This window comes from Pararhizobium sp. IMCC21322, assembly GCF_030758295.1.
Classification (GTDB): domain Bacteria; phylum Pseudomonadota; class Alphaproteobacteria; order Rhizobiales.
The window spans coordinates 3,692,732-3,706,902 of sequence record NZ_CP132335.1 but is presented as its reverse complement, the minus strand read 5'-3'; the positions used below and the strand labels follow the sequence as shown (position 1 = coordinate 3,706,902).

Genomic DNA, 14,171 nt, shown 5'->3' with positions numbered 1-14,171 from the left:
CTGAGATCGAAAGGACTACCAAATGGCTAAAGAAGCACGCGTGCGTCGCCGCGAGAAAAAGAACATTATCTCCGGCGTGGCTCACATCAATTCCACGTTCAACAACACAATGATCACCATTACCGATGCACAGGGCAACACAATTTCGTGGTCTTCTGCCGGTACAATGGGTTTCAAAGGGTCTCGTAAATCGACCCCTTATGCTGCGCAGGTTGCCAGTGAAGATGCTGCCAAAAAGGCGCAGGAACACGGCATGAAGACCCTTGAGGTTCAAGTGCGCGGACCTGGCTCCGGCCGTGAATCAGCTTTGCGTGCTCTGCAGGCTGCTGGTTTTACAGTAACCACAATTCGGGATGTAACTTCTATCCCGCATAATGGTTGCCGTCCTCCTAAACGACGTCGCGTTTAGAGTTTACCGCATTGTGGCTGCTGGGCGAGTCCCTGCAGCCATCTGGTGTTTTCTGGCCGGTCGTTCCAATCCCACAGTTGGAATTGATGCCGTAGCCGAGAAGCAAATTTGCCGAAACCAACCTGTGACGACAGGATGCTATTTCGGTGCTGAAAAAGGCCTTTGAACTGGCCGAGAAAGGATTGTGATATGATCCAGAAAAATTGGCAGGAACTGATTAAGCCGACCAAGCTTGAAGTTAAGCCCGGTGACGAGCCGCTCCGTGTAGCGACTATCGTAGCCGAGCCTCTTGAGCGTGGCTTTGGCATGACACTCGGCAACGCCCTGCGCCGCATTCTTCTGTCATCCCTCCAGGGTGCCGCTGTTACAGCTGTCCAGATTGATGGCGTGCTGCACGAATTTTCATCAATTCCAGGTGTGCGCGAAGACGTTACGGATATTGTCCTGAACGTTAAAGCCATTGCCGTGAAGATGGAAGGCGATGGTCCCAAGCGGATGACCGTTCGCAAGCAGGGCCCTGGTGCTGTAACTGCTGCGGATATTCAGACCGTTGGCGATGTCGAAATTCTGAACCCGGATCTGGTTCTCTGCACTTTGGACGAAGATGCCGAGATCCGCATTGAATTCACTGTGAATACCGGGAAGGGCTATGTGTCTGCAGAGCGTAACCGCCCTGAAGATGCACCAATTGGTCTCATCCCGGTTGACAGTCTTTATTCTCCTGTTCGCAAAGTGTCTTACAAGGTCGAGAACACCCGCGAGGGACAGGTTCTGGATTATGACAAGCTGTTGATGACTGTCGAGACTGACGGTTCAATTTCGCCTGAAGATTCTGTCGCATTCGCGGCTCGTATCCTGCAGGATCAGCTGTCTATCTTTGTGAATTTCGAAGAGCCTCAGAAAGAGGTTGTCGAAGATCAGGCACCGGAACTGGCCTTCAACCCTGCCTTGCTGAAAAAGGTGGACGAGTTGGAACTGTCTGTTCGGTCTGCAAACTGCCTGAAGAACGACAATATTGTTTATATTGGCGACCTGATTCAAAAGACCGAGAGCGAAATGCTGCGGACGCCGAATTTTGGTCGTAAGTCGCTGAACGAGATCAAAGAAGTTCTTGCTGGCATGGGCCTCCATCTTGGAATGGAAGTCGAAAACTGGCCGCCTGAGAACATTGATGATCTGGCTAAGCGCTTCGAAGATCAATACTAAGAACCAGATGCGGTGAAAGCCGCTTAATTTAAGAAGTCCCCGGAAACCAAGTGAGGATCCACAACGGATCCTCATCAAGTCCGGGGCGTTAGAAAGAGGAGAGGGCCATGCGCCACCGCAAATCAGGTCGCAAGCTCAATCGTACATCCAGCCACCGTAAGGCGATGTTCGCTAACATGTCCGCGTCGCTCATCACTCATGAGCAGATCGTGACAACTCTGCCAAAGGCGAAAGAGCTTCGCCCGGTTGTTGAGAAACTGATCACGCTTGCAAAGCGCGGCGATCTGCATGCCCGTCGTCAGGCAATTGCACAGATCCGCGATTTGGGTGCCGTTGGCAAATTGTTCGACACTCTGGCTGAGCGCTACAAAGACCGTCAGGGTGGCTATACCCGCGTTCTCAAGGCGGGCTTCCGCTTTGGTGACAATGCACCGGTTGGTGTTATCGAGTTGGTTGACCGCGATGTTGACGCCAAAGGTGCTGGAGATCGTGCGCGCGCTGAAAGCGAAGAAGTTGCTTCTGAGACCGTAGCTGCCTGATTAAGGCTGGGTCGAAGGCTGGGTCGCGAAGGCTAGGTCACGGTCTGCCGGTTTCTGCGCCGGTGCAACGCCCTGATTTACCAAAAACAGGCTTGGCGCGACGTAAGTGTGCGACTGCCGCAATAAAAAACCGAAGCCGCTCAACGCAGGTTCGGAAGCCGCATTTGATTTCGGCAAAACTGTGTAAAGGCGGCCTTTGTGCCGCCTTTTTCTTTGCCTTGTCTGGCAGGAAAGGACAGACTCACTTCGTTAGGGTTCTTTGACCTCAGTTTGGGAAAATATCATGTCGCTTCATCACCGCTTCATCAGCAGTCTTTCAGCTTTTGCGGTTCTGGCCGTTGTCCATTTTTCTGTGTCACCGTTCACGCCAGCCTTTGCGCAAACGGTACCGCAGAACCAGGAACAGATGCGCCTCAGCTTCGCGCCGATTGTCAAACGTGCTGCGCCCGCTGTGGTCAATGTCTATGCAACACGAATGATCAGCCAGCGGCCGCGGTCGCCGTTCGGTAATGATCCGTTCTTTCGGCGTTTCTTTGGTGAGTCTGCTCCTGGCTCACGTGCGCCCAGACAGCGGGAAACAAGTTCCCTCGGTTCCGGTGTGATCGTTGACCCAAGCGGCATTGTTGTCACCAATAATCATGTGATCAAGGATGCCAGCACCATCAAGGTCGTGCTGGCTGACAAGCGTGAATTTGAAGCCGAGATCATGTTGAAGGATGAACGGACTGATCTGGCTATTTTGCGGATCGATCTTGATGGGCGCCGTGAGATTTTTCCATATCTGGAATTTGCCGACAGTGACGCTGTGGAGGTGGGTGATCTCGTGTTGGCCATCGGAAATCCGTTTGGGGTCGGTCAAACAGTAACCAGCGGTATTGTTTCAGCATTGGCCCGAACGCGTGTCGGTGTGACTGACTATCAATTCTTCATCCAGACGGATGCTGCCATCAATCCCGGCAACTCCGGCGGCGCGCTGGTGGATGTTGAGGGTGATTTGGTTGGCATTAACACGGCCATCTTCTCGCGCTCCGGCGGATCAAACGGAATCGGCTTTGCAATTCCGTCAAACATGGTGAATGTCGTCGTTGCGGCGTCCGACATGGGCGACATCGTACAGCGGCCATGGCTGGGCGCGACGTTTCAGCCCGTCACTGCAGACATTGCCGACAGTCTGGGGCTGAACTTGCCAAGAGGGGCATTGGTTACTGGTATCGTTGATGATGGGCCGTTTGATAAGGCAGGCGTTCGGGTCGGTGATTTACTGGTTCGGATGGAAGGCAAACGGTTGTCAGATCCCGATGAACTGGGATATCGCCTTGCTACGCGGCGTCTTGGCGATGAGGTTTCATTCGTAACCCGTCGTGGCAAGAAACGTCACCGGTTTAATCTGATCATGAAAGCGCCACCAGAAACCGTGCCGCGCGATGAACAATTGTTGACCGGGCGCACACCGCTAACCGGCGCGACGATTGCCAATTTGTCGCCGGCGCTTGCGCAGGAAATCGGTTCGTTCAAAAATTCCGGCGTTGTTGTGTTGTCCGTGAAACGGGGCTCGCCTGCCGCGCGATACAGGTTTCGGCCGGGTGATATGATCCTTGAATTGAATGATCGTAAAATAAAAAGTGCCGATCAACTTGCACGGCGTGCACGCCGTGCCGGTTCTGTCTGGCGTTTCAAGCTGGATCGCGATGGCAGAGTCATTCGCTTTTCTGTTGGCGGGTAGTCTGTGTCGTCCTTATTTGATGCGGCCGGAATGGGAGAGGATGCACCAAGGCCTCTTGCCGACCGGTTGAGACCAGCCAGCCTTGGCGATGTTGTTGGCCAGGACCACATTGTAGGTTCTGAAGGGACGCTGACACGGATGCTGCGTAGCGGGCGTGTCGGATCGCTGGTGTTCTGGGGACCTCCCGGTACCGGAAAAACAACCGTCGCACGTTTGCTGGCAGATGAAACGGATTTGCACTTTGTGCAGTTGTCGGCGATTTTTTCCGGCGTTGCCGATTTGAAAAAGATTTTTGAAACGGCTCGGCACAAACGGAGCACCGGTCAGGGCACGCTTCTGTTTGTTGATGAGATTCATCGCTTCAACCGGGCGCAGCAGGATGCGTTCTTGCCGGTTATGGAAGATGGTACGGTTACGCTCATTGGGGCGACAACCGAAAATCCGTCTTTTGAGCTTAATTCAGCGGTGTTGTCTCGCGCACAGGTTCTTGTGTTCAAAGCTCTGGATGATGCAGCCATTGGTGCCATGTTGATCCGCGCTGAAGGGTTCCTTGATCAGACATTGCCTCTGGACGCAGAGGCCAGATCATCACTGATACGGATGGCTGATGGCGATGGCCGTGCCGCTCTCAGTCTTGCCGAGGAGGTCTGGCGCGCGGCTGGCGCAGATGAGATGTTTGACGCGGCGATGCTGCAGACTGTGCTTCAGCGCCGTGCCCCAATTTATGACAAGAGCGAAGACGGGCACTACAACCTTATCTCGGCGCTGCATAAATCTGTGCGCGGCTCTGACCCGCAGGCATCGCTCTATTATCTGTGCCGCATGCTGGATGCCGGAGAGGATCCGCTCTTTCTGGCGCGGCGGCTTGTGCGTATGGCATCGGAAGATATCGGGCTTGCCGATCCTCAGGCTTTGGCGCAATGCATTGCAGCGCGAGATTCGTTTAAATTTCTCGGCAGTCCTGAAGGTGAGCTGGCCTTGGCCCAGGCCGTGATCTATCTTGCGACAGCACCCAAGTCGAATGCGGTCTATACGGCCTTTAAATTGGCCATGAAGACGGCGAAGGCCAATGGCTCGCTGATGCCGCCCAAGCAAATTCTGAACGCCCCCACCAAGCTGATGAAAGAAGAGGGCTATGGTGGCGGATATCTGTATGATCATGATCAGCCAGATGCCTTTTCCGGGCAGGCCTACCTTCCTGATGCATTGCAGGGTGAACAATTTTATCAACCGGTGCCGCGCGGATTTGAAAGAGACCTTCAAAAACGGCTGGACTACTGGAACAAACTGCGGCAGGACCGCACACAACAGGAAGACGACGAGGACTGAATGAACCGGTTTGACAGGTTTTTGGCTATTGACTGGTCTGGCGCTATGGGTGAGCGCCAGCGTGGAATTCAGATTGCCTATCTGGATAGCCAGTCAGATACGGGGCCTGTTCTTTTGCGGCTGCCAGATGCCAAGAATTGGGGTCGGGTGGTTATCAAGAACCTCTTGAGCAAACTGGCACGTGCTGACCAGCGTACTCTGGTTGGAATGGATTTCTGTTTTTCTGTTCCCTGGCCGGATGAAGGGCCCTTGCCGGAAAATCGCCAACAGGTCGAATCGGTCGAAGAGTTGTGGGCGCTGGTTGAATCGATCTGCTCGGGTGACGCACATTATTATGCAGGACCCGCGATCCGCAATCTGAGCTCCGACTTTGCGCCTTACATTTTGTGCGATCGGTATCGGGGTCCGGAATTCCGGTTTGATCGTTTTCGCGAGACAGAGCGTCAGCTCTCACCCAAACCGGCTAGTATCTATCATTGCATGGGGGCCAAGCAGGTCGGCCCTGGATCCTTTGCCGGAATGCGCATGTTTCACACGTTGCGCTCTGTCAATGATCCCCGAATTGCAATCTGGCCATTTGATCCGATTGACAACGCGAATGTGGTTCTGTGCGAAATTTATCCCAGTCTGTTCTACCAGATGGCCGGAATGAAGCGCGCTTATGATCGTGCGACCATTGCGAACACACTTGCCTATTTTCATTCCGGCAGCCCGCCAGAGATGAGCATTCAGGACGAAGCAGATGCGGTGATTTCTGCTGCGGCGCTGAGGGCCTTATCATATAATCCCGATTTGTTTTCTTACCCGCCCAAGGTGCCAGTAGCACATAAGGAAGGCTGGATTTTCGGCGTTTTACCGTCATGACGGGCTTTCTTGCAGTCGCGCTGGGAGGCGCATTGGGAGCGTCCTTGCGCTATGGGGCCGGTTTACTGATTGTCCGAATGGTCGGAGGCGTTTATCCGTGGCCGACCTTGTTTGTGAATGTTGTTGGTTCATTTCTTATGGGGGCTGCGGCGAGTTTTCTGTTGCTGAAGGGCAGCTCTGACGAAATGCGCCTGTTCCTGCTGACGGGTCTGCTTGGTGGTTTCACGACCTATTCGGCATTTTCACTTGAAACGCTTCATCTTTGGGAACGTGGGGAGGGCGGTATTGCCGCGCTTTATATGATCGGCAAGCTGCTTGTGTGTTTCGTAGCGGTGCTTGCGGGCGCCAGGCTGATAAGGGCTTTTGCATGAACGCTGTTCAAATGAAAAAAGTAGATGCTGACGAGGCTGATATGCGTCTCGACCGGTGGTTCAAAACGCATTTTCCAGGCGTTGGTTTCGGCCAGTTGCAAAAATTGCTGCGCTCAGGGCAGGTTCGCGTCGAAGGAGGGCGGGTGAAGAGCTCTACCCGGCTTCTGGCAGGTCAGATGGTGCGTATTCCACCGCTTACTGGTGCAGCCGCTCCTGATCAGGCGTTGGGCCAGTCCAAAGCTGCCTGGCGGGAAGATGACGCGACGTTTCTGCGCTCTCTCATTCTGCATGATGACAAGCACGTCATGGTGCTGAACAAGCCCTTCGGCCTTGCGGTGCAGGGCGGTTCCGGCATCAACCGCCACGTTGACGGGATGCTGGAAGCGTTTCGGGATAAAAAGGGACAAAAGCCGCGTCTGGTGCATCGCCTCGACAGGGACACGACGGGGGTGCTGCTGATTGCCAAGACACGTGCCGCGGCCAAAGCCATGGCGGAGTCCTTTCGTCATCGTGATACGAAGAAAACCTATTGGGCTATCGTGAAAGGCGTTCCACGCCCAAATGAGGCGCGGATTTCCACGCATCTGCTCAAAGAGGCGACCGAAGATGGCGACCGGATGCGCATTGCGCGTCACGGAGAGCCCGATGCTGATCATGCCGTGACCAATTACCGGGTGATTGAGAAGGCGGGTGATCGGCTGTCCTGGCTGGAACTGAAGCCGGTGACAGGCCGAACGCATCAGTTGCGCATTCATACGCAATACATCGGAACGCCCATTATTGGTGACCCGAAATATTTTGATATTGAAAATTGGGAGCTTCCGAACGGAATTCAGAAGCGGCTTCATTTGCATGCCCAGCGCATTATCATTCCGCACCCTGCGCCACATTTGGGCATTCCGGTCCTCGACATCACAGCGCCATTGTCCCCACACATCAAGCAAACCTTCAATCTGCTTGGATTTGATGAACAAAACGGAATGCTGGAAGAGGATGAATTCTAACCCATGCGGCTGATTTTGTTCGATTGTGACGGAACTCTGGTCGATAGCCAGCACATGATTGTAGCTGCCATGGAGCGCGCTTTCACTGCCGTCAATTTACAGCCACCGTCCCGTGAGCGGACCTTGTCGATCGTTGGTCGCTCGCTGCATGAGGCCATGGCTGATCTGACGGATGCAGAGCATCCGATTGAAGATATGGTTGCGGCCTATCGAAAGAGCTTTTTTGAATTGCGTGGCAACCCCGATTATCACGAACCACTTTACGATGGGGCCAAGGACTGTATCGAGGCTTTGGCTGCGCAAGATGATGTTCTGCTTGGCATCGCAACGGGCAAGTCCCGACGCGGCGTGGATGCGCTTTTGGAGCTGCATGATCTGCAGGACCGGTTTGTAACCATACAGACATCTGACAATTCACCGTCCAAACCCAATCCGGCGATGATTCATCAGGCTTTGAATGAAACCGGTTTGGACGCCAGTGTCACCACATTGATCGGCGATACCAGCTTTGATATGCAAATGGCGCGAAACGCCTCAATTACAGCTCTGGGAGTGACCTGGGGCTATCATGATCAACCAGCGTTGAAGCAGGCTGGCGCAAGTCATTTGTTTGACAGCTTTCCTGACCTTCGTAACTTTTTGCTGACTGGACTAAATGGCTGATACTTTGGATCCAATAGAGACAGACCCGGTTAAACGCGCTCAAGTGCATTCGGCGCCACAATTGCCGAAACGCTTCTACAAGGAAGCGACAATGGCAGAGCGCGATGGAGCGTATCATCTTTTGCTGGATGGCCGTTCGGCGCGAACGCCCGGCAAAAATCCGCTTGCTGTCAAAAATGAAGCGTTCGCCAATGGACTGGCAAAAGACTGGAACGCTCAAAAAGACAGTATCAACCCTGCTACGATGCCGTTTACGCGATTGGCGAATTCGGCAATTGACGGCGTGGCGATTGCGCTTGATCCTGTTGCCGAGGAAGTTTCCAACTTCGCGAAAACCGATCTTCTGTTCTACAGGGCCGGGCAACCCGAAGAGCTTGTTGCGTTGCAGAGCCAGCACTGGGACCCGCTTCTGGATCATTTCAAAACGCGGCATCAGGCCCGGTTTTTATTGGCCGAAGGGATTATGTATGTGGAACAGCCAGAAGATAGCGTCGCGCGCATCTCTGAGCTGATCAGTGCCTACAAAAAAGATCCATTATGTCTGGCCGGTTTGCAGGTCATGACATCCATTGCCGGATCGGTTTTAATTGCACTGGCTGTAGCAAAAAATGTTCTTTCGGTTGATGCGGCCTGGCAGGCAGCTCATGTGGATGAAGACTGGAATGTTTCCCAGTGGGGCTCCGACGAGGAAGCTCAGGCCAGACGGATGTACCGCAGAAACGAGTTTGATGTCGCCCATATGGCGGCAGCGGCCTTATCCGACGAATGATTATCTTCTCTGACTGTCGTCTTGCATGGTATTGCTTTTGATAATTGAGGCAGTGACGAGACGAGAGCGGGATATTCATGACATCTGTATTGGCTGAACTGGAAGCCCGTCGCGAAATTACGCGGCTTGGTGGTGGTCAACGGCGCATCGACGCACAGCACGCCAAAGGAAAGCTGACAGCACGCGAACGTCTTGAAGTGCTTCTGGATGAGGGGTCCTTCGAAGAGTACGACATGTTCGTGCAACACCGCTGTACAGATTTTGGCATGGAAGACAGCAAAATTGCCGGAGATGGCGTGGTGACCGGTTGGGGCACGGTCAATGGCCGTCCCATTTTTGTCTTTGCCAAGGACTTTACAGTTTTCGGTGGGTCACTGTCGGAAACACACGCGCAGAAAATCACCAAAATTCAGGATATGGCGCTGAAAAACAGAACGCCTATTATCGGCCTGTTTGACGCTGGTGGTGCCCGCATTCAGGAAGGCGTTGCGGCACTTGCCGGCTACGGCGAAGTGTTTCAGCGGAATGTGCTGGCATCCGGCGTCATTCCCCAAATTTCAGTGATCATGGGGCCATGTGCCGGCGGGGATGTGTATTCGCCTGCCATGACTGATTTTATCTATATGGTGCGCGACACCAGCTATATGTTCGTGACCGGTCCCGATGTGGTGAAAACCGTTACCAATGAGACCGTGAGCGCAGAACAATTGGGCGGTGCATCGATTCACACCACAAAATCATCCATTGCGGATGGAGCCTTTGACAATGATGTGGAGGCGTTGCTGGAAATACGGCGTCTGGTGGATTTTTTGCCTGCCAGCAACACAGCCGAATTGCCCGAATTGCCCTTGCAGGATGATCCGGACCGGCTCGAGCTGTCGCTGGACACGCTGCTTCCCGATAATGCGAACAAGCCCTATGACGTGAAGGAACTCATTACCAAAACAGTTGATGATGCGGATTTCTTTGAGGTGCAGGAAAAGCACGCCGCCAACATTGTTGTCGGATTTGCCCGTATGGAAGGGCGGTCTGTTGGAATCGTAGCCAATCAGCCCATGGTTCTTGCGGGTGTGCTGGACAGTGATGCCAGCCGCAAGGCCGCGCGGTTCGTGCGGTTCTGCGATTGTTTCAACATTCCCATTGTTACCTTTGTTGATGTGCCGGGCTTTTTGCCGGGAACCGCTCAGGAATATGGCGGGCTGATCAAGCATGGGGCAAAGCTGTTATTTGCCTATGCCGAGGCCACGGTTCCAAAAATCACGATTATAACGCGCAAGGCCTATGGCGGCGCTTATGACGTGATGGCCTCCAAACATTTGCGCGGCGACGTGAATTATGCCTGGCCCAGTGCCGAAATTGCCGTCATGGGTGCCAAGGGTGCCGTCGAAATCATCTTCCGCAAGGATATTGCGGATGCTGAACGTATTGCTGAGCACACCCGTAAATATGAAGACCGGTTTCTGTCGCCATTTGTGGCGGCTGAACGGGGCTACATTGATGATGTCATCATGCCGCATTCCACGCGTCGGCGCGTGTCCCGTGCGCTAAAGCTGTTGCGCGGCAAGCAACTGGAAAATCCGTGGAAAAAACACGACAATATTCCGCTGTAAGCAGCTCTCCCGCCTTTTTGACGTCAGGCGGACTAAGGATCTACTGATATTTGCCGCATTTTGCGCTACTATGAACAGATCGGGATAGAGTCGCGGCTCGACAGGCGGGTGCCTTGACCTTATTGCAATTGAGCGGGTAGCCGGTTAAATACATTTTTTACCGTTTCGGCTGGCTCAATGCGCGCACATCCTTTGAAAATCTCTTTGTTTGTCAGTCTGTTTTACATCTGGATTCCGCTGGTTTCATACCTCATTATTCTGTTCGTTGCGGCAACGAGTCCGTCATTGTACAGGGCCGTTGCGACTGGCGAAGATGGCCTTGTTGAATTGCTGCATATCGTCCTTGGTCTTGCAGGCTTTCTATTAGCACTGCGGCTGCTCTACTGGTTCTGGAAACAGAAAAACAAACTGGGAATTGCGTTCGCAATATTCTCCGCCCTCGTTTGTCTTTACATTGCGCTGGAAGAAGCCAGTTACGGGCAACATTTGTTTGGCTGGGAAGCCGATGGTGTGTTTCTGGAAGTGAACAAACAGCAGGAGACAAATCTGCATAATATCAGCTCCTGGTTTAACGAAAAACCGAGGGTTATTCTGGAGTTGGCTATTATTTTGGGTGGTTTGTTGCTGCCGATTTTTCCAAACCTCTTCATGCGGTTTGTACCTGCCGGGCTGCGTGCCTATGCGCCAACAGTTCTGTTCCTTCCAACAAGCATTCTGGTTGTCGTGTCCCGGTTACCCGAACGGCTTGGTCTGGATAGCCTGGAGGCACATATTGGCAGCATTCGCCACAGCGAAGTGCAGGAACTTTATATGTTCCTGTTTATCGGCCTTTATATCTATTTTGTTTTATGCCTGGAAAGACACAAACACCCTAGCGGGTGAGCCGCTCTGCGTGCCAATCAATGTGGTCTTTCATGAAGCTTGAAATGAAATAATAGGAGTGGTCATAGCCTTCATGCTGTCGCAGGGTGAGGGGAATTCCCGCCGATGCGCAGGCGGCTTGCAAGGCGTCCGGCTTTAACTGGTTTTCCAGAAATTCATCGCCCAGACCCTGATCAACCAGGATGTCTTCAACACGGTGGCCATCCTCTATCAGTGCGACTGTATCCGATGAACGCCAGGAATTCCGGTCCGCGCCGAGATATTCCGAAAAAGCGTGTGTGCCCCATGGGCTGTTCATGGGATTGCATATGGGTGCAAATGCCGAGACTGACCGATAGAGCGCAGGATGCTTGAGCGCCAGCGTCAGGGCGCCGTGTCCGCCCATTGAATGGCCGAAGATTGAGTCTTTTGAATCGCTTGTGGCAAAATGCTCAGAGATGAGGTTCGGCAGCTCATCGGTAATGTAGCGTTCCATATTGTAGTGTGTGGCATAGGGCGGCTGTGTGGCATTCAAATAGTAGCTCGCACCCTTGCCGGAATAATAGACATCTTCATCTGGAACATCATCACCGCGCGGGCTGGTGTCCGGACAGATGATTATAATGCCGTGATGCGCTGCTGATGCCCGGTATTCACCTTTCTCCATGACATTGGCATGGCTGCAGGTGAGGCCGGACAGAAACGTCAGGGTCGGGCATGGTTGGCCATCCAGCGCTTGCGGTGGCAGGAAGACTGCGAAGGTCATGGTGCATTGGCACGCATCGCTCCAATGGCTGTAGACGCGCTGAGCGCCGCCGTGTGCGCGGCGCTCTTCAATCAGTTTAATATCGGGCATGGTGTTTCCTAATAGAGGACAACGCTGCGGATGGATTCTCCAGAATGCATCAAATCAAAGCCCTTGTTGATGTCTTCAAGGGGCATCGTATGAGTGATCATTGGATCAATCTGAATTTTGCCATCCATGTACCAGTCGACAATTTTTGGCACATCCGTGCGCCCGCGTGCGCCGCCGAATGCGGTGCCTCTCCATGAACGTCCGGTGACTAGCTGGAAAGGCCGTGTTGAGATTTCCTGTCCGGCACCGGCAACGCCGATGATGATGGATTCGCCCCAGCCCTTGTGGCAGCATTCCAGGGCCTGTCGCATGACATTTGTGTTGCCGATGCATTCAAATGAATAGTCAGCCCCGCCGCCTGTCAGATCCACCAGATGGGATACAAGATCATCTCCGGCTTCTTTGGGATTGACGAAATGGGTCATGCCGAATTTCTCGCCCCATTCCTTCTTGCTGTTGTTCATATCGACGCCAACAATCATGTTGGCACCGGCCAGCCTGCACCCCTGAATGACGTTCAGGCCAATGCCGCCAAGGCCGAAAACCACGCAATTGGAGCCTGGCTCCACCTTGGCCGTATTGATAACAGCGCCTATACCGGTGGTGACGCCGCAGCCAATATAGCAAATGGATTCAAATGGTGCGTCTTCACGTACTTTTGCCAGCGCGATTTCAGGCACCACCGTGTAATTGGCGAATGTTGAGGTGCCCATATAATGCATGATTGGCGTGCCATCGATGGAGAAGCGCGATGTTCCATCCGGCATCAGGCCCTGACCCTGTGTTGTGCGGATGGATTGGCAAAGATTGGTCTTGGGATGAAGGCAATACTCGCACTCACGACATTCCGGTGTGTAAAGAGGAATGACATGGTCGCCTGGCTTCAAAGACGTGACGCCGGCACCAACTTCAACCACCACGCCAGCGCCCTCGTGCCCCAATATCGCCGGGAAAATTCCTTCTGGATCATCGCCGGATCTTGTGAATTCATCTGTATGGCAGATGCCGGTGGCTTTGATCTCGACCAGCACTTCGCCGGCCCGCGGACCTTCCAACTGAACCGTTGTGACTTCCAAAGGTTTGCCTGCTTCGAAGGCGACAGCTGCTTTTACATCCATTGTTTCATCCTAAGCGTTACATTTTTTGTAAAACTACACGGCTGGAACGTGGGTGCAATGGTTTTGTAACCTGCATGATGACAAGTTGGTGGTTTGTTGGCCTGCGGGACGGTTGAACGATCTTTCACTTGTTTCCATGCCACCCAAGTGCCATATCGGACAAAAGAATTTCCTCGCCTTTAGAACGGAACCGCCAGATGACCCACGCCAAAATACCTGCCCGACTGGATGATGACGACACGAAGAACGAAGATGACAAGGAAAAGTCGCCTTCTGTTGACAAACATTTGTTTGAGGCCCGCACAGTTCTGATTACCGGCCAGGTCTCACAGGAGATGGCGCGGGACGTTTCAGCGCGCCTGCTGGCTTTGGCACAGGCTTCAGATGATCCAATTCTCGTCATTGTCTCTTCGCCCGGAGGACATGTGGAGTCCGGCGACATGATCCATGACATGATCCGCTTCATCAAACCGAAAGTGAATATCCTGGGGACTGGTTGGGTCGCGAGTGCCGGTGCCCTGATTTATGTGTCAGTGCCAAAAGAAAACCGCTTCGCGACAACGAATACGCGCTTTTTGCTGCATCAACCATCCGGTGGAGCCGGTGGTGCTGCCAGTGATATTGAAATTCAGGCCCGTGAAATCATCAAGATGCGTGACCGACTCAATAAAATGTTTGCGGATGCGACCGGCCAGAAGATCGAGCAGATCGAGGAAGACACTGACCGGGATTACTGGATGAGCGCGCAGGAAGCGATTGATTACGGTCTTGCCGGTCAAATCGTACAGACTGAAGCTGATATTAAATAGGCATTGAACTGATCCGCGCCCAGTGAGCGAAACATGCATC

15 protein-coding genes are annotated in these 14,171 nt (G+C 53.3%); 13 read left to right on the top strand and 2 right to left on the bottom strand.

Annotated elements, in window-relative coordinates:
• Positions 1 to 22 precede the first annotated feature (22 nt).
• The 12 genes from rpsK to RAL91_RS17345 all read left to right on the top strand — a co-directional run bounded on the left by rpsK (position 23) and on the right by RAL91_RS17345 (position 11,369).
• A complete protein-coding gene (gene rpsK, locus RAL91_RS17400) occupies positions 23 to 409 on the top strand; it encodes a 30S ribosomal protein S11 (RefSeq protein WP_306257520.1) in 387 nt (128 codons plus the stop codon).
• Positions 410 to 598: 189 nt separating this feature from the next.
• On the top strand, positions 599 to 1,615 hold the full coding sequence (locus RAL91_RS17395) for a DNA-directed RNA polymerase subunit alpha (protein ID WP_306257519.1): 1,017 nt from the start codon (positions 599 to 601) through the stop codon (positions 1,613 to 1,615).
• A 107-nt stretch (positions 1,616 to 1,722) separates the two neighbouring features.
• Complete coding sequence (rplQ, locus tag RAL91_RS17390) at positions 1,723 to 2,154, top strand: 50S ribosomal protein L17 (RefSeq protein ID WP_306257518.1); 432 nt, start codon at positions 1,723 to 1,725, stop codon at positions 2,152 to 2,154.
• A 283-nt stretch (positions 2,155 to 2,437) separates the two neighbouring features.
• Positions 2,438 to 3,877 carry a DegQ family serine endoprotease gene (locus RAL91_RS17385; RefSeq protein ID WP_306257517.1) on the top strand — a complete coding sequence of 480 codons (1,440 nt, stop codon included), beginning with the start codon at positions 2,438 to 2,440 and terminating at the stop codon, positions 3,875 to 3,877.
• A 30-nt stretch (positions 3,878 to 3,907) separates the two neighbouring features.
• On the top strand, positions 3,908 to 5,206 hold the full coding sequence (locus tag RAL91_RS17380; protein ID WP_306262988.1) for a replication-associated recombination protein A: 1,299 nt from the start codon (positions 3,908 to 3,910) through the stop codon (positions 5,204 to 5,206).
• Complete coding sequence (locus RAL91_RS17375) at positions 5,207 to 6,070, top strand: hypothetical protein (protein WP_306257516.1); 864 nt, start codon at positions 5,207 to 5,209, stop codon at positions 6,068 to 6,070. It begins immediately after the preceding gene.
• On the top strand, positions 6,067 to 6,441 hold the full coding sequence (crcB, locus tag RAL91_RS17370) for a fluoride efflux transporter CrcB (protein WP_306257515.1): 375 nt from the start codon (positions 6,067 to 6,069) through the stop codon (positions 6,439 to 6,441). The genes RAL91_RS17375 and crcB overlap by 4 nt, the downstream gene beginning before the upstream one ends.
• The gene (locus RAL91_RS17365) at positions 6,438 to 7,445 is read left to right on the top strand and encodes an RluA family pseudouridine synthase (RefSeq protein ID WP_306257514.1); all 1,008 of its coding nucleotides are present in this window, start codon (positions 6,438 to 6,440) and stop codon (positions 7,443 to 7,445) included. The genes crcB and RAL91_RS17365 overlap by 4 nt, the downstream gene beginning before the upstream one ends.
• A gap of 3 nt (positions 7,446 to 7,448) precedes the next feature.
• Entirely contained in the window at positions 7,449 to 8,108 is a 660-nt protein-coding gene (locus tag RAL91_RS17360) for an HAD-IA family hydrolase (RefSeq protein ID WP_306257513.1), read from the top strand.
• A complete protein-coding gene (locus RAL91_RS17355; protein WP_306257512.1) occupies positions 8,101 to 8,877 on the top strand; it encodes an ATP12 family chaperone protein in 777 nt (258 codons plus the stop codon). Before RAL91_RS17360 ends, RAL91_RS17355 begins: the two co-directional genes overlap by 8 nt.
• A 77-nt stretch (positions 8,878 to 8,954) precedes the next feature.
• On the top strand, positions 8,955 to 10,487 hold the full coding sequence (locus RAL91_RS17350) for an acyl-CoA carboxylase subunit beta (RefSeq protein WP_306257511.1): 1,533 nt from the start codon (positions 8,955 to 8,957) through the stop codon (positions 10,485 to 10,487).
• Positions 10,488 to 10,664: 177 nt separating this feature from the next.
• On the top strand, positions 10,665 to 11,369 hold the full coding sequence (locus tag RAL91_RS17345) for a hypothetical protein (RefSeq protein ID WP_306257510.1): 705 nt from the start codon (positions 10,665 to 10,667) through the stop codon (positions 11,367 to 11,369).
• Here RAL91_RS17345 and fghA read toward each other — a convergent pair.
• On the bottom strand, positions 11,359 to 12,195 hold the full coding sequence (fghA, locus tag RAL91_RS17340) for an S-formylglutathione hydrolase (protein ID WP_371932554.1): 837 nt from the start codon (positions 12,193 to 12,195) through the stop codon (positions 11,359 to 11,361). The genes RAL91_RS17345 and fghA overlap by 11 nt on opposite strands.
• A 17-nt stretch (positions 12,196 to 12,212) precedes the next feature.
• A complete protein-coding gene (locus tag RAL91_RS17335; RefSeq protein WP_306257508.1) occupies positions 12,213 to 13,322 on the bottom strand; it encodes an S-(hydroxymethyl)glutathione dehydrogenase/class III alcohol dehydrogenase in 1,110 nt (369 codons plus the stop codon).
• A gap of 197 nt (positions 13,323 to 13,519) precedes the next feature.
• Here RAL91_RS17335 and RAL91_RS17330 point away from each other — a divergent pair, with 197 nt between their 5' ends.
• Positions 13,520 to 14,131, top strand: coding sequence for an ATP-dependent Clp protease proteolytic subunit (locus RAL91_RS17330; protein ID WP_306257507.1), 612 nt, complete (start codon positions 13,520 to 13,522; stop codon positions 14,129 to 14,131).
• Positions 14,132 to 14,171 lie beyond the last annotated feature (40 nt).